21 protein-coding genes are annotated in these 17,315 nt (G+C 60.7%); 8 read left to right on the top strand and 13 right to left on the bottom strand.

Annotation, left to right across the window (positions count from 1 at the left end):
• The first annotated feature begins 9 nt into the window (after nt 1-9).
• Both secF and AWT76_RS08825 read left to right on the top strand, forming a co-directional pair.
• Nucleotides 10-981: a protein translocase subunit SecF gene (secF, locus tag AWT76_RS08830; RefSeq protein ID WP_072246022.1), complete on the top strand. Its 972-nt coding sequence runs from the start codon at nt 10-12 to the stop codon at nt 979-981.
• A 1-nt stretch (nt 982) separates the two neighbouring features.
• A complete protein-coding gene (locus AWT76_RS08825) occupies nt 983-1,339 on the top strand; it encodes an Mth938-like domain-containing protein (RefSeq protein ID WP_072246021.1) in 357 nt (118 codons plus the stop codon).
• A gap of 35 nt (nt 1,340-1,374) precedes the next feature.
• Here AWT76_RS08825 and AWT76_RS08820 read toward each other — a convergent pair whose 3' ends face one another.
• Genes AWT76_RS08820 through AWT76_RS08810 form a run of 3 tightly spaced genes read right to left on the bottom strand, consistent with a single transcriptional unit; the run spans nt 1,375 to nt 2,939 of the window.
• Nucleotides 1,375-1,998: a trimeric intracellular cation channel family protein gene (locus AWT76_RS08820; RefSeq protein WP_072246020.1), complete on the bottom strand. Its 624-nt coding sequence runs from the start codon at nt 1,996-1,998 to the stop codon at nt 1,375-1,377.
• Nucleotides 1,995-2,462 (bottom strand): ribonuclease HI, encoded by a 468-nt coding sequence (gene rnhA / locus AWT76_RS08815; RefSeq protein ID WP_072246019.1) that lies wholly within the window; start codon nt 2,460-2,462, stop codon nt 1,995-1,997. The genes AWT76_RS08820 and rnhA overlap by 4 nt, the downstream gene beginning before the upstream one ends.
• A gap of 30 nt (nt 2,463-2,492) precedes the next feature.
• Nucleotides 2,493-2,939, bottom strand: coding sequence for a DUF3429 domain-containing protein (locus AWT76_RS08810; protein ID WP_072246018.1), 447 nt, complete (start codon nt 2,937-2,939; stop codon nt 2,493-2,495).
• A 194-nt stretch (nt 2,940-3,133) separates the two neighbouring features.
• Here AWT76_RS08810 and AWT76_RS16730 point away from each other — a divergent pair, with 194 nt between their 5' ends.
• Nucleotides 3,134-4,018: a hypothetical protein gene (locus AWT76_RS16730; protein ID WP_072246017.1), complete on the top strand. Its 885-nt coding sequence runs from the start codon at nt 3,134-3,136 to the stop codon at nt 4,016-4,018.
• A 98-nt stretch (nt 4,019-4,116) separates the two neighbouring features.
• Here the strand turns inward: AWT76_RS16730 and ispH are convergent, their stop codons facing one another.
• Nucleotides 4,117-5,061, bottom strand: a complete 945-nt coding sequence (gene ispH, locus AWT76_RS08800) for a 4-hydroxy-3-methylbut-2-enyl diphosphate reductase (protein ID WP_072246016.1) — start codon at nt 5,059-5,061, stop codon at nt 4,117-4,119.
• Between the two features lie 61 nt (nt 5,062-5,122).
• The gene (locus tag AWT76_RS08795) at nt 5,123-6,133 is read right to left on the bottom strand and encodes a zinc ABC transporter substrate-binding protein (protein WP_072246015.1); all 1,011 of its coding nucleotides are present in this window, start codon (nt 6,131-6,133) and stop codon (nt 5,123-5,125) included.
• Between the two features lie 67 nt (nt 6,134-6,200).
• On the opposite strand from AWT76_RS08795, the gene AWT76_RS08790 reads away from it, so the two are divergent.
• The 3 genes from AWT76_RS08790 to AWT76_RS08780 are packed head-to-tail and all read left to right on the top strand — an operon-like array spanning nt 6,201 to nt 8,240.
• Nucleotides 6,201-6,698, top strand: a complete 498-nt coding sequence (locus AWT76_RS08790) for a Fur family transcriptional regulator (RefSeq protein ID WP_072246014.1) — start codon at nt 6,201-6,203, stop codon at nt 6,696-6,698.
• Nucleotides 6,695-7,447 carry an ATP-binding cassette domain-containing protein gene (locus tag AWT76_RS08785; RefSeq protein WP_072246013.1) on the top strand — a complete coding sequence of 251 codons (753 nt, stop codon included), beginning with the start codon at nt 6,695-6,697 and terminating at the stop codon, nt 7,445-7,447. The genes AWT76_RS08790 and AWT76_RS08785 overlap by 4 nt, the downstream gene beginning before the upstream one ends.
• Nucleotides 7,437-8,240 carry a metal ABC transporter permease gene (locus AWT76_RS08780; protein WP_072246012.1) on the top strand — a complete coding sequence of 268 codons (804 nt, stop codon included), beginning with the start codon at nt 7,437-7,439 and terminating at the stop codon, nt 8,238-8,240. The genes AWT76_RS08785 and AWT76_RS08780 overlap by 11 nt, the downstream gene beginning before the upstream one ends.
• On the opposite strand, the gene AWT76_RS08775 is transcribed toward AWT76_RS08780, so the two are convergent.
• The 5 genes from AWT76_RS08775 to AWT76_RS08755 all read right to left on the bottom strand — a co-directional run bounded on the left by AWT76_RS08775 (nt 8,219) and on the right by AWT76_RS08755 (nt 12,141).
• The gene (locus AWT76_RS08775) at nt 8,219-9,436 is read right to left on the bottom strand and encodes an NAD(P)/FAD-dependent oxidoreductase (RefSeq protein ID WP_072246011.1); all 1,218 of its coding nucleotides are present in this window, start codon (nt 9,434-9,436) and stop codon (nt 8,219-8,221) included. The two genes, AWT76_RS08780 and AWT76_RS08775, sit on opposite strands and share 22 nt — an antisense overlap.
• 1 nt (nt 9,437) lies before the next feature.
• Entirely contained in the window at nt 9,438-10,391 is a 954-nt protein-coding gene (locus tag AWT76_RS08770) for a 2-hydroxyacid dehydrogenase (protein ID WP_072246010.1), read from the bottom strand.
• 9 nt (nt 10,392-10,400) lie between these two features.
• Nucleotides 10,401-10,736, bottom strand: a complete 336-nt coding sequence (locus tag AWT76_RS08765) for a tRNA-binding protein (RefSeq protein ID WP_072246009.1) — start codon at nt 10,734-10,736, stop codon at nt 10,401-10,403.
• Nucleotides 10,733-11,539 (bottom strand): pyrroline-5-carboxylate reductase, encoded by an 807-nt coding sequence (proC, locus tag AWT76_RS08760; RefSeq protein ID WP_407071407.1) that lies wholly within the window; start codon nt 11,537-11,539, stop codon nt 10,733-10,735. Before proC ends, AWT76_RS08765 begins: the two co-directional genes overlap by 4 nt.
• Nucleotides 11,540-11,637: 98 nt before the next feature.
• Complete coding sequence (locus tag AWT76_RS08755) at nt 11,638-12,141, bottom strand: type III secretion system chaperone family protein (RefSeq protein ID WP_072246008.1); 504 nt, start codon at nt 12,139-12,141, stop codon at nt 11,638-11,640.
• A gap of 887 nt (nt 12,142-13,028) precedes the next feature.
• Between AWT76_RS08755 and AWT76_RS08750 the strand changes: the two genes are divergently transcribed.
• The gene (locus AWT76_RS08750) at nt 13,029-13,286 is read left to right on the top strand and encodes a type II toxin-antitoxin system ParD family antitoxin (RefSeq protein ID WP_072246007.1); all 258 of its coding nucleotides are present in this window, start codon (nt 13,029-13,031) and stop codon (nt 13,284-13,286) included.
• On the top strand, nt 13,286-13,630 hold the full coding sequence (locus AWT76_RS08745) for a type II toxin-antitoxin system RelE/ParE family toxin (RefSeq protein ID WP_072246006.1): 345 nt from the start codon (nt 13,286-13,288) through the stop codon (nt 13,628-13,630). Before AWT76_RS08750 ends, AWT76_RS08745 begins: the two co-directional genes overlap by 1 nt.
• 14 nt (nt 13,631-13,644) lie before the next feature.
• Here AWT76_RS08745 and AWT76_RS08740 read toward each other — a convergent pair whose 3' ends face one another.
• From AWT76_RS08740 to AWT76_RS08730, 3 genes are all read right to left on the bottom strand, one after another.
• Complete coding sequence (locus AWT76_RS08740) at nt 13,645-13,959, bottom strand: pyocin activator PrtN family protein (protein WP_072246005.1); 315 nt, start codon at nt 13,957-13,959, stop codon at nt 13,645-13,647.
• Nucleotides 13,960-14,323: 364 nt separating this feature from the next.
• Nucleotides 14,324-16,570 (bottom strand): AAA family ATPase, encoded by a 2,247-nt coding sequence (locus AWT76_RS08735; RefSeq protein WP_072246004.1) that lies wholly within the window; start codon nt 16,568-16,570, stop codon nt 14,324-14,326.
• Nucleotides 16,571-16,655: 85 nt separating this feature from the next.
• A complete protein-coding gene (locus AWT76_RS08730; protein ID WP_072246003.1) occupies nt 16,656-17,270 on the bottom strand; it encodes a hypothetical protein in 615 nt (204 codons plus the stop codon).
• Nucleotides 17,271-17,315: the final 45 nt, after the last annotated feature.

Raw genomic sequence — 17,315 nt, 5'->3', positions numbered from 1 at the left:
ACCGCCCCCATGCGTTTGAAACTTGTCCCTGCCGAAACGAATTACGCGTTCTTCCGGTATTGGCGCTACACTTTCGGTGCGTCGGTGCTGGCAATGGTGCTGTCCATCGTAGCGTTCCTTGTCATGGGGTTGAATTTCGGGATCGACTTCAAGGGCGGCACCACCATCCGCACCGAAGCCGTGCAGCCGGTCGATATTGCAGCGTATCGCGGCGCGGTGGACCCGCTGGGCTTTGGCGATGTGGCGATCACCGAAGTGTTCGACCCGTCCTTCGGGCCAGAGCAGAACGTGGCCATGGTCCGCATTCAGGCGCAGGAAGGGCAGGAATCGAAGACACCGGAACAGCTTGCCGAAATCCGCACGGCGCTGCAACAGGTGGACCCAACGCTGACCTTCGCCTCTGTCGACTCTGTCGGGCCAAAGGTGTCGGGCGAATTGGTGCAATCGGCGGTCATTTCCGTTCTGCTGGCACTTGGGGCGGTGTTGTTCTATGTCTGGCTGCGCTTTGAATGGCAGTTCTCCGTGGGGGCCGTGGCTGCATTGGTGCATGACGTGGTGCTGACAATCGGTCTGTTCGCGGTGCTGCAAATCGGGTTCGACCTGTCGATCATCGCGGCGCTGCTGACCATCGTGGGTTATTCGCTGAACGACACCGTGGTGGTCTTCGACCGCGTGCGCGAAAACCTGATAAAATTCAAGAAACGTCCGCTGCGCGAGGTGTTGGACCTGTCCATCAATGAAACACTTTCGCGCACCATCATGACCTCTTTGACCACGCTGATCGCCTTGATTGCCCTGTTCGTGCTGGGCGGCGACGTGATCCGCGGTTTCGTCTTCGCGATGATCTGGGGCGTGATCGTCGGCACTTATTCGTCGGTCTTCGTGGCCTCGGTGGTGCTGTATCGCTTTGGCGTGAAGCGCGATTGGTCGAAAGTATCGGGCGACACGGCAGGCACGCAATTCGGGGTGAAAGAGGGCTGACATGCAACTCTCCGAGATCGAGTTCGGCAATGCGCGCCCGATCGAGGGTTACGGGCCTGATTTTTACCGTTTGAACGGCCAGACCCATCTAGCGCCCGTGCTGATCTATGGCGGAGAGGTGCACCCTTGGGGCGGCTATGAGGATGTGGCAACCCTGCTGGCGCTGGCTGGCCGTGTCGATGTGCTGCTGGTCGGCACTGGCCCGCAGATCGCGCATCTGCCCAAAGCCCTGCGCGCCGAACTGGACGCCGCGGGCGTTCCCGCAGAGGTGATGGACAGCCCCGCCGCCTGCCGCACCTATAACGTGCTGTTGTCGGAACAACGCCGGGTTGCCGTGGCGCTTTTGGCGGCGGTCTAGCCGCACCGGGGGCTGGCGCCGTCAACCGGCATGGCCTACCGGCGCGGGGGGCGGCTTTTATACACAGGCAGGTTCCAGCCGAACAGCATGGAACCCGCGCGCAAGGCGAATGTCGTGCCGCCGCAGGCGACCAGCGCCCAGCCGGTCGCGATGCCAAGCGCGTCTGCCGCCAGTGCCATAAGCGCACCTGCCAGCGCCGCCGTGGCGTAGATCTCTCCCTTTTTCAGCACCAGCGGCACTTCGTTGCACACCACGTCGCGCATCAGCCCGCCGAATGTGCCGGTGGCAACCCCCATGATCGCCACCACGATCCACGGGGCATTCATACTTAGCGCCAGCCCAACACCTGCGGGCACGGCCACCGCCAAGGCCAGCGCATCCAGCCATTCCAGCGCGCGCAGCCGTGATTCCAGCAAATGAGCGGTAAAGAACACCAGCACAGCCGCCCCCGTGGCCGAGACGATCATCAACGGTTCCGCCACCCAGAATACAGTTTCCCGCCCCATGACCATGTCGCGCAACGTGCCACCGCCCACCGCGGTCAGGCAGGCCAGGAACACGAAGCCGACGATGTCAAGCTGCGCGCGGCTGGCCGCCAATGCGCCGGTCAGGCCAAAGACGAACACCGCCGCCAAGTCCAGACCTTGCAGAAATGTCATGGCTTGCCCGGCTTGAACGGTGCCATGCCAGCGCGGGCCAGTTCATCGGCGCGTTCATTTTCCGGGTGGCCCGCATGGCCCTTGACCCATTCCCATGTCACGCGATGGCGCGCTTGCGCCGCATCCAACCGCTGCCAAAGTTCCACATTCTTCACTGGCTTGCGGTCGGCGGTGCGCCAGCCATTGCGCTTCCAGCCATGAATCCATTGCGTGACGCCGTTCTTCACATAGGCGCTGTCGGTGACGATGGTCACCTCTGACGGGCGTTCCAGCGTTTCCAGCGCGGTGATCGCGGCCATCAGTTCCATCCGGTTATTGGTGGTCTGCGCCTCGCCGCCCTGCAATTCGCGTTCTTTCAGCACCGCTCCATCGCGTTCGGCGCGCATCAGCACGCCCCAGCCGCCGGGGCCGGGATTGCCGCTGCACGCGCCATCGGTATAGGCGACAAGGCGGGTCTGGGTCATGGCGGCTCCTGTTGGCTGGTGCGCGCAGGGCTACCCCAGCCAGATGCCGCCCGCAAGGCAGAGCACGACGCCCGCCGTCAACATAAGGCGCAATTTCATCCACCAGTGCGGGGTCAGCCCCCACAGGGTAAATTGCTGGTCGATCACCAAAAGCACCACGAAGCCGGTCAGAAGCGCGGCGAGGGCTTGGGTCGCGCCCCCGCCGACGAAGAAAAACGCCCAAAGCGCGGGGGCGACCGACAGGGCGTAACCGGTCCAGTTCTGTTCGGCCCCCTTGGCGGCAAAACCCCAGAGCACGCCCGACATGAAGCACAGGATGACGGTGCCATAGGCGACCAGCACATACTGGCCCGCGAAACGGGGGCCGATGGTGCGGATCGTCGCCTCTGCCAGCGCGGGCGACAGGATCGTGGCCAGCCCGTAGGCGAATGGGAGCAGCCCGGCAAGGCCGAGTGTGAGCGCCGCGCGGGGGATCATGCGCGCGCCTGTGGGGTGGGGGTGAGCATTATGGCCTCCGTCATGTGGTGCGGGAAACATGGCGCGGGGGGCGGGGTTGGGCAAGGGGGTTTTGGGGCGGACAGCGGATGGCCGGGACTGGTAACAAGACAACCATAGCGATAAGTGGTAGTATGGAGACTAATTACGAAACCTATCAATTAGGATAGTCGCTAATGCCGAAAGTAGCCAGCACTGTTAGAGTATTTGCGCCTGAGCAATGGGGGGAAGTCGATCGCTTCATAGCGACGGCAAACGCAAAGTATACCTTTAAAGAGCATCAATGGAGAGTGTTATCTGGAGTGAGGAATCATTTGCATAAGGCATTAACTCTGCTTGGAATCGCGACTAATCTCTTGCCAACCCTTGATGACGATCATGCAGAACTTGATTCTAAAGGGTTTACGCGTGCGCAAAACTCTAGAAATTTAGCGGCTGTCTTAGAAGGCGTGATAACTGAAATTTACTCTTCCGTCGACTGTGCTTCGAAGGTGCTATTTTTTGTGTATGGACCTAATTCACGGGGTTTTAAAGAATCAACTCGGAAACTCTTTACTGATTTTGATAAAATTTCTGGTTCATTTCCAGAAAATCTTAAATTGAAGATTGGATCGGTTGATTGGTATGAAGATTTAAGGCATATAAGAGACGAACTTACCCATCGAGATGTTGGGAGTTGCTCGCTGGACAGAGAAACCGGAAAGATAACCTACTTTCACTCTAGTCTACGAGGGGAGGGACGATTGTTGCCGATTGATGACATTTTTTGTTGGGTCAATAGTAAGCTACATAGTGTGAACGAATTCATCGGAGTTGTGTTTAACGAGCTAAATAAAACAATCGTGTCAGGAGAGGTTCAGCAAGTATGTGGATTTGTCGATGGACGCATTTTAATGAGATTATTAGATGTCTCAAAACCTATCGACTTCAATAACGGAACATGTATGTCCGCGCAGTGGTTTACAGAGCAAAGCAACCCAACTTGTCCATTTTACATGAATTGTGATGCTTTCAACCGTAGAGCTAGTGAAGAAAAAATTAAAAAACACTTTGGAAAGTGAAATCTCATTCGGTATTGGCGACTTGATAACTGATTTATGGTTTTTGCAAGGCGCATGTGAAGATAAATTTTAGATTATTGAGGTTTACAAAATATCTGTCACCCCACCTCCCGCAACACCCTCGGCACCTTGAACTCCACCCGTTCTTTCGCCGTCTCGACCATCTCCACCGTCACGTCATAGCGGGCGTGGAAGGCGTCGATGACCTCGGTTATCAGCACTTCGGGGGCGGACGCGCCTGCGGTGATGCCGACCGACCGCACGCCCTCCAATGCGCGCCAGTCGATATCGGCGGCGCGCTGCACCAGTTGCGCGTAAGCGCAGCCCTTGGCGCGGCCCACTTCAACCAGCCGTTGCGAGTTCGAGGAATTCGGCGCGCCGATGACCAGCAGCGCGTCAATGAGCGGTGCAATCGCCTTGACCGCTTCCTGCCGGTTGGTGGTGGCGTAGCAGATGTCTTCCTTATGCGGGCCGACGATGGCCGGGAAGCGTGCCTTGAGCGCGTCGACCACATCTGCCGTGTCATCGACCGACAAAGTGGTCTGGGTGATGAAGGCCAGCCGCTCCGGGTCGCGCACGTCCAGCCCCGCCACATCCTCGGCGGTCTCGACCAGCAGCACCTCGCCTTCGGGCAGTTGCCCCATCGTGCCCACGGTTTCGGGGTGGCCCGCATGGCCGATCATGACCATCTGCAACCCGTTTTCATGGTGGCGTTCGGCTTCGATATGCACCTTGCTGACCAAGGGGCAGGTGGCATCGACGAACAGCATCTGCCGCGCCTGCGCCGCTGCGGGCACCGATTTCGGCACGCCATGCGCGGAAAAGATCACCGGGCGGTCATCGGGGCAGTCGTCCAACTCCTCGACAAAGACCGCGCCCTTGTCGCGCAGGCTGTCGACCACGAATTTGTTATGCACGATCTCGTGGCGCACATAGACCGGCGCGCCCCATTTTTCCAAGGCCATTTCCACGATCTTGATCGCACGGTCCACGCCCGCACAAAAGCCGCGCGGGGCTGCCAGATACAAGGTCAATGCGGTCATCTTGGGGCGCTTTCGGTCCGGGGCTGTCTGCCCCAGACCTAACCTTTGGGCGCAGTTTCGTCTAGCCCTGCGCGCAGTCGGCAATAGCCTGCGCGATGTTGCGCATCAGCGTGCCATACAGATCTGCGCCGGGGTCCAGAAGGCTGCCCGCGGGGTCAAGCGTGGCGCCAAGCCGCACGCCGGTACCTTCGATCATGGTCGTGACCAAGGCAGGGTCATGCGCCGCTTCGGGGAAGATGCAGACAGCCGCATCGGCCTGCATATCGGCGCGCAGTTCTGCCAAGCGCTGCGCACCGGGGCTGGCCGCGTCGCCCAGCGCAATCGCGCCCGCTTGCGTCAGGTCGAACTGGTTGACCAGATAGCCATAGGCATCGTGAAAGGTGACAAAGGCCATGTCGCGCGCGGGGGCGAGGATTGTGTCGATCTCGGCGGTCAGGGCCGTGATCTGGGCCTTTGCGGCCTCTGCATTGGCGGCGAATTCGGCAGCATGGTCGGGCATGTGTTCGCTGAGTTCAGCGGCGATGGCATCCACCCAGATGGCGGCATTGCGGGTGTCCAGCCAAGCATGCGGGTCAAGGCCGGAATGCGCGTGCCCGGCGTGATCGTCGTCATGGCTATGGCCGTGGTCATGCGCGTGGTCATGATCGTGGCCGTGGCCCTCATGCGCGTGGTCGTCATGTGAATGGTCGTCATGTGAATGGTCATGCTCATGCCCGTCATGCGCGTCCTTTGCCTGTCCGAACTCGCGCAAAAGCGCGCTCTCGACCTGCAACAGCGCCATGGCATGGGTGTCGCCGCTCAATCCGCTGATCGCGCGGCCCATCCAGGGCGTCATGCGTTCGCCCATCCAGACCACGATATCGGCTTGCGCCAAGGCCTGCGCCTGCGATGGGCGCAACTGGTAGGAATGGGCATTCGCGCCGCGCTCCAGCATCAGGTCAACTGTTCCATGGTCGCCCAGCACCATAGCGGCCAGCGAATGCGCCACCGGAATATCGGTCACAACGCGGATATCATGGGCCGCAAGCGGGCTGGCGAGCATTGCAGCGGCCAAAGCGATGGAGTAGCGCATCTCTGTCTCCTTGTGTTACATAGTTACAGACCCTATCTAACGTAATAACATAACAGTCAAGGCCCATATGATGAGCGACACCACACACAGCGCCTTTTGCTGCCCGGACCATAGCGGCCCGCAAGGGGCGGCAAGCATCCTGTCGCAAGCAGAGGCCCGCGCCGCGCGCATGGGGCTGCGCCTGACCCCGGTGCGCCTGCGCACGCTAGAGATGTTGATCGCCGCCCATGGGGCGATGGGGGCCTATGATGTGCTGGAAAAACTGGCTGCCGAGGGCTATGGCACCCAGCCCCCCGTCGCCTATCGCGCGCTGAACTGGCTGGTCGAGCATGGCTTTGCCCACCGCATTCGCCGCTTGAATGCTTTTACTGCCTGCGCGCAACCCGCGCATGACCACGCGGCGGCCTTCCTGATCTGCACCGCCTGCGACAGTGTGACCGAAGCGCCGGCCAGTGCCGTGACCGCTGCGCTGTCGGACGCGGCCCAGGCCGCCGGGTTCGCCATGGAGCGCGCGACCATCGAAGCGGTAGGCCAATGCCGCACCTGCCAAGGGGCGCGCGCATGAGCCTGATTTCCACCGAACAGCTTGCCGTGCGCCTTGGCGGGCGCGAGGTGCTGCACAATGTTGACCTAAGCATTGCGCCGGGGGAGATTGTGACCATCGTCGGCCCCAACGGGTCGGGCAAAAGCACGTTGTTGCGCGCGCTTTTGGGTGTGGTTGCGCCATCCACCGGCCGTGTAACCCGGCAGCCGGGGCTGCGCATTGGCTATGTGCCGCAAAAGCTGCATATCGACCCGACCATGCCCATGCCGGTAGCGCGCTTTCTGTCCTTGCCCGACCGCCAAAGCAAGGCGCGCATGGCCGAGGTGCTGGCGCGCGTGGGCGTGCCCGATATTGCCGGGCAGGATATGACCACACTCTCGGGCGGGCAGTTCCAGCGTGTGCTGCTGGCCCGCGCGCTGTTGTCGCGCCCCGACATTCTGATTCTGGACGAGGCCACGGCAGGGCTGGACCAGCCCGGCACAGCGGCCTTCTACCGGCTGATCGAAGATGTCCGCCGCGAATTGGGCTGTGCGGTGCTGTCGGTCAGCCATGATCTGCATGTCGTGATGAGCGCATCAGACCGCGTGATCTGCCTGAACGGGCATATTTGCTGCGCCGGTGCGCCGCATGTGGTGCGCGCGGCCCCCGAATATCGGGCGCTGTTCGGGCTGGGCACGCAAGGGGCCTTGGCGCTTTACCAGCATGTGCATGACCACGACCATGACCATGACCACGATCACGATCATAAGGACCACGCCCATGCTGGATGATTTCTTGCTGCGCGCGCTGCTTGCGGGGCTGATGGTCGCGTTGGCGGCGGGCCCTTTGGGCTGTTTCGTGGTCTGGCGGCGCATGGCCTATTTTGGCGATGCGACGGCACATGCGGCTATTCTGGGCGTGGCGCTGGCGCTTGGCTTTGCGTTGAACCTGTATTTAGGCATTATTCTGGTGGCTTTGGCGATGGCAATGACGGTGGCCGCGCTGGCTGGGCGCGGCTGGGCGATGGATACCACGCTGGGCGTGCTGGCACATTCGGCGCTGGCCTGTGGTTTGGTCGCGGTGTCTTATCTGCCCGGCGTGCGGGTGGACCTGTCAAGCTACCTGTTCGGCGATATTCTGGCCGTCTCGCGCATGGATCTGGCTGTGATCGCGCTTGGTGCCGTGGCGGTGCTGGCCTTGCTGGCATGGCGCTGGCGGCCATTGCTGACCGCCACCTTGTCAGAGGATCTGGCCCATGCCGCGGGCCTGAACCCCGCGCGCGAACGGTTGGTGCTGACCGTGGCGCTGGCCATTGTGGTGGCGGTGTCGCTGAAAATTGTGGGCGCGCTCTTGATTGCGGCGATGCTGATTATCCCGGCGGCCGCGGCGCGCAACGTGGCGCGCGGGCCAGAGAGCATGGCACTGGGCGCGGTCGCGCTTGGCGGGCTGTCGGTCTGGGGTGGGTTGCAACTGTCGCTGGTGCAAGACACGCCCTCGGGGCCGTCCATTGTGGTGGTGGCGGCAGGGCTGTTCTTGGCGACCAGTGTGGGCCGGGCGCTACGTCAGAACCGGTCCACCCGGTAGGGGGCAGGGTCCAGCATGGGCGCGCGGCCTGCCACCATATCGGTCACGATCTGTGCAGTGACCGGTGCCAGTGTCAGCCCCAAATGGCCATGGCCGTAGGCATGGATCACATCCGCCCCCAGCCGGGACGGCCCGATGACCGGGCGCGAATCCGGTATCGAAGGGCGAAACCCCATCCAGCGGCGGCTTGGTGCGCCCAACTCGGGCAGGATGGCGCGCGCGCCACGTTCCAGCATGTCCCAACGGTGCGGCGCAGGCGGCGCGCTTAGCCCCCCCAGTTCCACCGTGCCCGCCACCCGCAGCCGGCCCTGCATGGGGCAAAAATAAAAGCCGCGCGCGACCGGGCTGGTCTGCCGGGTCAGCGGGTTTTCGGGCATGTCATATTCCAGATGGTAGCCGCGTTCGGTGTCCAAGGGCACGCGATCGCCCGCCTGTGCGGCCAGCCGCTTTGACCATGCGCCAGCGGCCAGCACCACGCGTCGCGCGCGCAGATCAAGGTCGGGGCCGGTTACGCGCAGACCGGTTGGGCCACGCTCCAACCTCTGAACGGTCGTCGGAATGCGTGGAATATCCGCCACCGCCGCGCGCAAGGCGCGCAACAGCGTTGCCGGGTCATTCACCGTCAGCGTGTTGGGAAAGAACGCGCCGCCGGCATGGCCGCGCAAGCTGGGTTCCAACTGGCCCAGTTCAGCGCCCGTCAGCCCCTCGACCGCAACGCCCAGATCGCGGTAGCTGGCCAGTTGCACGGCTTGTTTCGGCGTTTCATACAGGTACAGCGAGCCATGCGCTTTCAACTGCTCGCGCGCGCCGATTTCCCCCGCCAGGTCGCGCCACATCTGCGCCGAGGGTGCCAGAAGCGCGGCAATCGCCTGCGCATTGGCCTGCGCCCGTCGGGGCAGGCACTCGCGCGCAAAGCGCAAAAGCCACGGTGCGAGCGTTACAATCGCTGCGTGGCGCATGGCTAGGGGGCTGTCGCGGTCGAACAGCAAACGCGGCAGGTCGCGCAGCACGTCGGGCGTGCCCACTGGCATGACGGCATAATCGGCAATAACCCCTGCATTTCCGTAGCTTGCGCCGATTTCTTCATCCTCTGGGGCAATCAAGATCACCTCATGCCCCGCTTGGTGCAAACGCAGCGCGCAGGCCAAGCCCACGACGCCAGCGCCAATGACGGCAATCTCGGCCTGCGCCACCATCTCAGACCGGGTTCAAAAGGGGCTGTCCGTCCAGATGGGCGATGGCGTTTTCGACGGCCATCATTCCCATTCCTTCGCGCACATCCAGCGCAGCCGTGCCCAGATGCGGCAGCAGCACCACGTTTTCCATGCTGCGCAGTGCGTTGGGCACATTGGGTTCGTGTTCATACACATCCAGCCCGGCACCGGCAATCTGGCCCGCTTGCAACGCGGCAATCAGGGCTGCCTCATCCACCACATCGCCGCGCGCGATATTGACCAAATGCGCGTGGGGCTGCATGGCGGCCAATGCCTCTGCCCCGATCAGGTGCCTTGTGTCCGCGCCGCCCGGAACCGCCAGCACGACTATATCCGCCGCGCCCATCAATTCGGCCAGATCACCCACCTGCCGCGCGGGCATGTCACACTCTTTGGCGGAACGGTTGTGATAAATCACGTTCATGCCCAGCCCGAAATGCGCGCGCCGGGCAATCGCCTGACCGATGCGGCCCATGCCGACAATGCCGCAGGTCTTGCCGCCCAGATGCAGGCCCAGCATTTGCGTGGGGTGCCACCCGGCCCATTTACCTGCGCGCAACATGCGTTCGCCTTCGCCTGCGCGGCGCGCGGTCATCAGCATCAGCATCAGCGCAATATCGGCGGTGGCCTCTGTCACGGCACCGGGCGTGTTGGTAACGGCAATGCCGATATCCCGCGCGGCGGCCACGTCGATATGGTTGTAACCCACACCGAAATTGGCCAGTAGCTTGCAGCGCGCGCTCTGCATACCCTCGAACACCTCGGCGGTGAACATGTCACCCAAGGTGGGCAGCACCACGTCATAAAGCACCAGCGCCGCGCGCATCTCGCCCTTTTTCAGCGGTGTTGTCTGCTCACGCAGGGTCACATTGAACCGCTCACGCGCGCGGGCGACAACACGGTCGGGCAGCGGGCGGGTAATGTAAAGCTCGGCCATGGTGTTCCCTTAATGCAATCTTGCGCCCAGCGGCACGGGGTGGTCCGGCGCAACAAGCGAGATATGGCCCGCATCATCCGCCGTGCCCAGCACCAGAACTTCTGACATGAATGGCCCGATCTGGCGGGGCGGAAAATTGACCACCGCCATCACCTGCCGCCCGACCAGTGCGGCGGCATCGTAAAGCCCGGTAATCTGTGCCGAGGATTTCTTTTCGCCAAGTTCTGCGCCGAAATCGATCCAAAGCTTGATCGCGGGCTTGCGCGCTTCTGGGAAGGCTTCGGCGCGGGTCACGCGGCCCACGCGGATATCGACCTTTTGAAAATCGTCGAAACTGATCGTCATTGCGCCAACTCGCGCGAGCGGTGGGCGGCGGCCTTGATCGCGCGGGCCATCAGCGGGGGCAGGCCGGTCGCCTCATCCATCAGCACCGCAAGGGCTGCGGCGGTGGTGCCATTGGGGCTGGTGACATTCTGGCGCAGCGTGGCGGCGCTATCCGGGCTGTCATCGGCCAATTTGGCCGCCCCGATCACGGTGGCGCGGGCAAGTTGCATGGCCAGATCGGGGGCCAACCCCTGCGACATGCCCGCTTGCGCCATGGCTTCGATCATATGGAACACATAGGCGGGGCCAGAGCCGGACAGGCCGGTGACAGCATCCATCTGCGATTCGTCTTCCAGCGTGACCACCGCGCCGATGGCGGATAGCAGCTGTTCCGCCTGTTCCAGATGGTCGGCGCTGACCTGCGCATTGCCGATCATCGCGGTAATCCCGGCGCCCACGGCGGCGGGGGTGTTGGGCATGGCGCGAATGATGGGGCTTTGGGTGCCCAAGGCATGGGCAAGACTGGCCAAGGTCGTGCCCGCAGCGATGGACAAAAACAGCGTGTCACCATCGCCCAAGGCCGCCAGCCGCGGCAGGGCCGCGCCCATCATCTGTGGTTTGACCGCCAGCACCGCAACCGCCGGGGCCGGGGGCAGGCCCGCATTGATCTGCACGCCGGTGCCGCGCAGCCAGTCAGAGGGGTTTGGGTCCACAACATGCACCGTCGTGGGCTGCACACCGCGCGCCAGCCACCCGGCCAGCATGGCGGATCCCATTTTCCCGCAGCCCAGCAGCACAAGGCCGCGCGCGTCGATGTCCTGCATTTGAATACCCCAGTTGCCTTGGCCCGCATCATGCGCCCGGCCAAAACAAGGTTCAAGGGGTCTTGGCCCTGCGCGGGGTGCTGGATGTGCCCTGTGCCTTAAGCACGCCCAACCGCATCGGCCAAGGCAAGGTCCAGCGCCGCCTTCGGGCTGTGCCCGGCCCAAGCGACCAGTTGAAAGGCGGGATAGAACCGTTCGGCAGCGGTAAGCGCGCTATGCAGCATCCGGTCGATCTGGTCGATCCCGGCAGGCTGCTCATCCGACATCAGCAAACCATAGCGCCAGACCATCAGGCGCTGCTCTTCCCAAAAGCTGAACGACCCGGACCACACCATGTCATTGGCGCGGCTCAGGGTTTCATACAGCGCGGGCATGGCCGCCTCTGGTGGGTCCATCTCGAAGGTGCAGATCAGGCGCAACACATCGCCGCCGGGGGCCAGCGCCAAAGACAGGCTGTAGCGGCGCCATTGCCCGTCGATCACCATAACGATCTGGTCATCGGCCAAGCGGTCGAAATCCCAGTCATGATGGGTAGCCAAGGTTTCGACCATGTCGATCGGGTGGATGTCGTCGTTTGACAGGTATAGTTCGGCTGCCGACATGTCCGCCTCTAAATTTGCGCGTGCCAGTATGTGGTCCACAAGGCACTGTATAAAACGCTACTTGTTCGGGCGCTTCTGCGAACGCTTACTAGATATGGTGTCTGGAAAGCAAGTTTCTGTAAAGACTTTTCTGGCATGGCGATGAATTAGCTGTGGATAGTTGTGCGCTGGCAAAGATACCCAAAAACCCCGCAAGGCGGCGGCTGTTGCCGGAACCACGCGGATAGCTGCGTGTTATCAGAATGTTGCGGATAATCAGTCAGCCATCGGCGCGTTCAGTGCCTACCATGCGCAAGGGGGCCACCTATGTTAGTTGCTCGTCAAGCCTTGCTTTATGCTTTCTTACCCCACGGCCGCGGACAGCGGCACCCGCACAGTTTGCAACGCGGCGGTTTGCCTAGGCCGCGCCAATCGACTATGTGACGGGGGATGTCGCGGTCAATTCTGGCACGATGGGAAATCGCCAGCCCCGGCTTGCCCCGCTTGTTGCCGTGCGGGGCCAAAGGAGGGTAGGTGCGGGGCAGGGGCGTGTCGCGGCCCGACCTTTTGTTCTGGCACCGACGCCACCAGTTTGAAGATTGAGAAATGCAGATAACTCAGAACGCCAGATTGTCCTGTGCCCCGATGATGGATGGGACAGGTACACCACGATGAGTATTGAATATATTGAATAAATGACGGTACGCCATGCCATGGTGTACGCATGGTGTACCGATGGGTCCAGTCATGGGCGGAAAAACTTCTGAAATATTGTGGTGCAGGGTATGAAAACGGCCGTCGGCGCCCCCCCTCTTCCGGCACCTGCTGGGGGCGGGGTGATCCACGCTGTATATGGACAAATGTCCGGCATTGGCATATATTGCCAATAACTTTGCGGGGGGCAAATCATGGCCACGAGAAATGTCGTTCTAACTGATACCCAGTCCGAGCTGGTTGACCGTCTGATCGCGGCGGGGCGGTTCCAGAACGCGTCCGAGGCGCTGCGGGCCGGTCTGCGGCTGTTGGAGCGTGAGGAAAGTGAGTTGGAGGCGCTGCGTTCTCGCCTGACCGTTGGTCTGGAGCAGGCCCGTAAGGGTGATCTGGCACAGGGTAGCGGCGAGGATGCCATGCGCCGTGTCTTTGACGCTGTGCGCCAGGCCCGGTAATGCCCAAATCATGGCGCCTGACACGGGCGGCAGAGGCCTCGCTGAGCGAGATCGCCAGATGGACCTTTGAAACCTTTGGGCCACGGCAAGCGGATGCCTATGCGCAAGATCTGATCGATATCTGCAATGCCATCGCAGCGGGCAAAGCTCAGACGCAGGATTGCCGGCGGATCATTGACCCTAACCTTCCCGAAGACCTTCGCTTCGCAAGGGCGGGCCAGCATTTCGTGGTGTTCATCGAGGATGAGCGGCAAGTGATTGTCATCGACTTTCTGCACAGTCGGTCGAACCTGCCGCAACGGCTGGCGGATTTGTCAGGCCCGAAAGGGCCAGCAGAACATTGATACCGCCGCCTGCGTCAAAACGGGCCATCGGGAAGATGATCGGGTTCCACATGAGAATAATCCGGGCGGATCGTCCGCTTTTTTTGCAGCTCTTTGCGTGCAGCCGCAGAACAGGCGTCAAGGTAGTCCGCCAAGTCTTGCACACTCACACCTTTGATCGCTTTCTGCCCGGGATGCAAACGGCACATTGGCAGTCGGATTTCCCCGCTGTCAATTTTATGCAGGAACACCTTCTTTGACATACCGCAGAAAAAATCTTCCAGAACATTGTCAATCGGAATAAAAGGCTTCCCGTCATACCTGGCAAGCAAGAGATACAGCGTTTTCATGTATTGGCCCTTTTTGGTTTCTTGTTTCTATTTAAGGTCAATCTTGTTTCAAAGAAAGCCTTCGGCCCACATGCGATTGTGGATAACCTATATAAATCAATTGCTTGGGTTAAACTTATTCGCATATTTCAGGGGGGGCTGGGATTGGTGAACTAACGGCTGATTGGGCAAATAACTGATTAATAAGAAAAACATGTTGCCGATTTAGGCCAAAATTTTTCGCATATATTTTGGATGGCTCGTTCATAATTTTCAAGGGCAATCACTCGTTTTTTAGCCAGCCTTGTATTTGCGTTCCCATGGCCGCTGTTTTCGGGCGGGAACGCCCCGCGCCTTCGTCGGCGCGGGATCTCTTTTAACTTCTTCAACTCGGTTCGAGTTTTTCTTGGTCTACGACCATTCTGCCCTGATCTCGGGCGTCGTCTGCTTTGGCATCAGGATCTGGTGCAGGGGGTGTGACAGCCAAACGGTCCAGATAGGACTGAAGGACTTCACCTGTCAGCACCCCCGTTTCAAGCAGGCTCTGGGCCATTTCCAGGAGCAGTTTGTGATGGATCTGCAAGATCGTCATCGCAGTTTTTTCTGCTGCTTCCAGATGCTTCTGCACACGGTCCCGCAAGTTGCGATCAAAGCGCATCTTCTCGAATGCCTGTTCCGGTGATCCATCCCAGACCAGACCACTGTCGCCGAGGCCATAGCTCGACTCAATCGCAGTGGCGATCTTGGTTGCCTGCGCAAGGTCAGATTCGGCGTCGCCACCTGCGCCGCCGGACGGGGCATCAAAGACCAGTTTTTCGGCCGCCCGCCCCCCGATCAGCAAGACAAGATCCTTTTCGTAATCAGACCGTCGAAGGGCACTTGGGACCCGCGACATTGCGGCGGCACCACCATTCCCATGGATCGTCAGCAAATGCGGAATAGCCCGGCCAGTCATGTACCCGGCAATCGCATGTCCACATTCATGAACGGCAATCTGCCAATGCAGTGATTTGTCGATGCATGGGCGTCGGTTTCGGATTGCCGTCAGCAGATCATCAACCACCAATGCTCGCTTGTGCCGCCGTGCGATCGCACGGGCATCGCGGACAGTTGCGGCAACCTCGGCGCCGGTCATGCCCGTTGCGGCCAGCGCTGCCTCACCCAGATCGACCCCCTCAAGATCCATGTGCAAATGCCATCGGAATGCTTGCGGCATCAGATCCGGAGTGGGGTGATCAATCGAGACCAACCGGTCGAACCGGCCCGGGCGGCGCAAAGCTGTGTCGATCTTGTACAGGTGATTTGTTGCCGCGATAACGACCACGCCTTCCAGCCCATTGAACCCGTCGAGACATTCGAGCAGGCCGCCGATGACCATATCTGTCCAACTGCTGTTTTGATCCTGCGGTCTTGCACGGTCACCAAAACTGTCGAGTTCATCGATGAACAGAACCGCCGGCGCAGCCGCCTTTGCTTTATTGAAAAACAGTCGCATTTCACGGCAGATGTCAGAGGCACGGGCGGTTTCAGACTGCCACGTTGCCATAGACCCGGCGAACACCGGAATATTGACCGATTTTGCGATCAGCCGGGGGATTTCAGTTTTGCCGCATCCGGGGGGGCCGTAAAGAAGGATACCACGCTGCACATCTTGCCAGCCGATTTTTCCTGACCGCCAGTCGCTCAGATCCGCGATCAGCTGGTCAAGCGGCTCCCGCACCGCGACGGGCAAGGGAAAATCGGCAAGACTGGGTCCATCATGAACCATCTGCACCTTGTCCTGCCGCAGCTTCGTCAGTGCCGCTGCGGGGCCATTGGCACGAGCGCAGAGCGTCAGCGCCTCAGCCGTTGCATTTGCGACGGCGGGATCGGAGTCAAGGATGGTGACGGGCTTTGCCGCAGGGAAAAGTTGCTGGAAAATCGCACTCAGCATGTCCCCGTCGACAAACGGCAGGGCAAGCCTTTGCGTCAAAATAGGTGCAAGGGCCCCTGGAACTTCTTGACGTGTCGCCGATACCAGAATGATCTTCCGGTTCTCGATCAGACAAGTCTGAAATTCCTCACTGAATTCGGCCAGGATGGCTCCACGGGGCTTTGCTTGAGACGCCATCACATCTTTGACGGGGAAAATCTTCGGCTTATCATGTACATAGCAAGGTCCCTCGGGTTCAAACATCGATGACAGCATCTTGCAGATGATGCCGACTTGTTCTGGAGCACCCGCCGCGATATGCGTCACGGACAGGCTACCGCACAACGCAGTGCGCAAGCCATCTGCATTGCCAAACCGTTTTGCGATCTGAACGGCGGCCATGGCAGTCGTCGCACGCGGCAACCGCGGGTCAGAGCCGAAAATCTCTTGCTCCGGACAAGGCGGCAGGACGGGCCCGAAACCTTCCGCTTCCAACTCGTCAAGCATGCTGTCGATATCGTCATTCGCAAACCCTGAATGGTCCCAGCCCGTCAGCTTTTTCTTTGGTTTCGGCTTGGTTGATTTGCGAGTGGTCACATCGCGGACGGTGCGATGTGACCAACTGGCACAGCCATTTTCCAGCAACCCGTTCAGGAGATCGGCGGCGAAGGCTTTCCATTCCCGATCAGTATCTTGCGTGGCATTTTTGGGTTTGGGCATTGGTGTCTCCAAAACAAAGTGGGGGCTGCCCGATCCAGCAAGCTGGATCGGCGGTAGGGAGGTTGGGAAATTGTGGGGGGTGGCGTCAGCCGCAGGCGGGGAGGTCGTCGGCGGTCAGTTCCTCAAATTGGCACTGGGAAATGATGCCAAGCGTCAGCAGGCAGTCATAAAAGCACTCCAATTCGGCATGTGCTATCAGGTTGGCCTCATCGGGGCTGAACTTGTGGCTGACTTTGCGTTCAGCGGTGAAGTAAACGACCCCGAGATCAAGAAAGACAAGAGCTGCAATGTCGAACGCATCCGCACCGTAGCGGCATGTGCCGTTGGGATCACCGGAGTTTCCACGGGTCATGCGGAAGTGGTATTTGCCGTCACGGCCAGGGCCGACGGTGGTTTTTGTCTGCAGCCGGATCAGGTGCTGGCCGACCGTGAAGATATGGTCAAACTGCGCTCCCGCAGGCGCAGTGACAGGATGCAAACCCCGCCGAGCCGCCCACGACGACACCAACGCCTCCCCCGCATTGCCAATCTCGGGGGCATGACGGCAGACATCAGCAGATGACAGGTTAGGAAAACGATTGAGGGTCATGAAGCTGTTGCCGAGACTGGCGGCAAGATCGGTGCGGTCAGCAGAGGGTTGGATCGGGTTGCGGGTATGAATGAGCGGCAGGGTGAGTTGGTGGGTGTTGTGCAGGGGCATATCTTTGTCCTTATGGGCTAGTATGCTAGCAATATGAGGGCAAAG

Origin of the sequence: Roseibaca calidilacus, assembly GCF_001517585.1 — a bacterium.
In the GTDB taxonomy this organism is placed as follows: domain Bacteria; phylum Pseudomonadota; class Alphaproteobacteria; order Rhodobacterales; family Rhodobacteraceae; genus Roseinatronobacter; species Roseinatronobacter calidilacus.
The sequence above is the reverse complement of the archived record's forward strand: the minus strand, read 5'-3'. Positions and strand labels throughout refer to the sequence as shown.

Bases quoted from the DNA above. Each gene is read 5' to 3' on its own strand.
- ispH (WP_072246016.1), bottom strand. From the start codon at position 5,061: ATGACCGCATTGACCTTGTATCTGGCAGCCCCGCGCGGCTTTTGTGCG.
- AWT76_RS08810 (WP_072246018.1), bottom strand. From the start codon at position 2,939: ATGATCCCCCGCGCGGCGCTCACACTCGGCCTTGCCGGGCTGCTCCCA.
- AWT76_RS08735 (WP_072246004.1), bottom strand. From the start codon at position 16,570: ATGCCCAAACCCAAAAATGCCACGCAAGATACTGATCGGGAATGGAAA.
- AWT76_RS08770 (WP_072246010.1), bottom strand. From the start codon at position 10,391: ATGGCCGAGCTTTACATTACCCGCCCGCTGCCCGACCGTGTTGTCGCC.
- rnhA (WP_072246019.1), bottom strand. From the start codon at position 2,462: ATGACCCAGACCCGCCTTGTCGCCTATACCGATGGCGCGTGCAGCGGC.
- AWT76_RS08775 (WP_072246011.1), bottom strand. From the start codon at position 9,436: ATGGTGGCGCAGGCCGAGATTGCCGTCATTGGCGCTGGCGTCGTGGGC.
- AWT76_RS16730 (WP_072246017.1), top strand. From the start codon at position 3,134: ATGCCGAAAGTAGCCAGCACTGTTAGAGTATTTGCGCCTGAGCAATGG.
- AWT76_RS08780 (WP_072246012.1), top strand. From the start codon at position 7,437: ATGCTGGATGATTTCTTGCTGCGCGCGCTGCTTGCGGGGCTGATGGTC.
- proC (WP_407071407.1), bottom strand. From the start codon at position 11,539: ATGCAGGACATCGACGCGCGCGGCCTTGTGCTGCTGGGCTGCGGGAAA.
- AWT76_RS08795 (WP_072246015.1), bottom strand. From the start codon at position 6,133: ATGCGCTACTCCATCGCTTTGGCCGCTGCAATGCTCGCCAGCCCGCTT.
- AWT76_RS08790 (WP_072246014.1), top strand. From the start codon at position 6,201: ATGATGAGCGACACCACACACAGCGCCTTTTGCTGCCCGGACCATAGC.
- AWT76_RS08785 (WP_072246013.1), top strand. From the start codon at position 6,695: ATGAGCCTGATTTCCACCGAACAGCTTGCCGTGCGCCTTGGCGGGCGC.
- secF (WP_072246022.1), top strand. From the start codon at position 10: ATGCGTTTGAAACTTGTCCCTGCCGAAACGAATTACGCGTTCTTCCGG.
- AWT76_RS08730 (WP_072246003.1), bottom strand. From the start codon at position 17,270: ATGCCCCTGCACAACACCCACCAACTCACCCTGCCGCTCATTCATACC.
- AWT76_RS08755 (WP_072246008.1), bottom strand. From the start codon at position 12,141: ATGTCGGCAGCCGAACTATACCTGTCAAACGACGACATCCACCCGATC.
- AWT76_RS08745 (WP_072246006.1), top strand. From the start codon at position 13,286: ATGCCCAAATCATGGCGCCTGACACGGGCGGCAGAGGCCTCGCTGAGC.
- AWT76_RS08825 (WP_072246021.1), top strand. From the start codon at position 983: ATGCAACTCTCCGAGATCGAGTTCGGCAATGCGCGCCCGATCGAGGGT.
- AWT76_RS08765 (WP_072246009.1), bottom strand. From the start codon at position 10,736: ATGACGATCAGTTTCGACGATTTTCAAAAGGTCGATATCCGCGTGGGC.
- AWT76_RS08820 (WP_072246020.1), bottom strand. From the start codon at position 1,998: ATGACATTTCTGCAAGGTCTGGACTTGGCGGCGGTGTTCGTCTTTGGC.
- AWT76_RS08750 (WP_072246007.1), top strand. From the start codon at position 13,029: ATGGCCACGAGAAATGTCGTTCTAACTGATACCCAGTCCGAGCTGGTT.
- AWT76_RS08740 (WP_072246005.1), bottom strand. From the start codon at position 13,959: ATGAAAACGCTGTATCTCTTGCTTGCCAGGTATGACGGGAAGCCTTTT.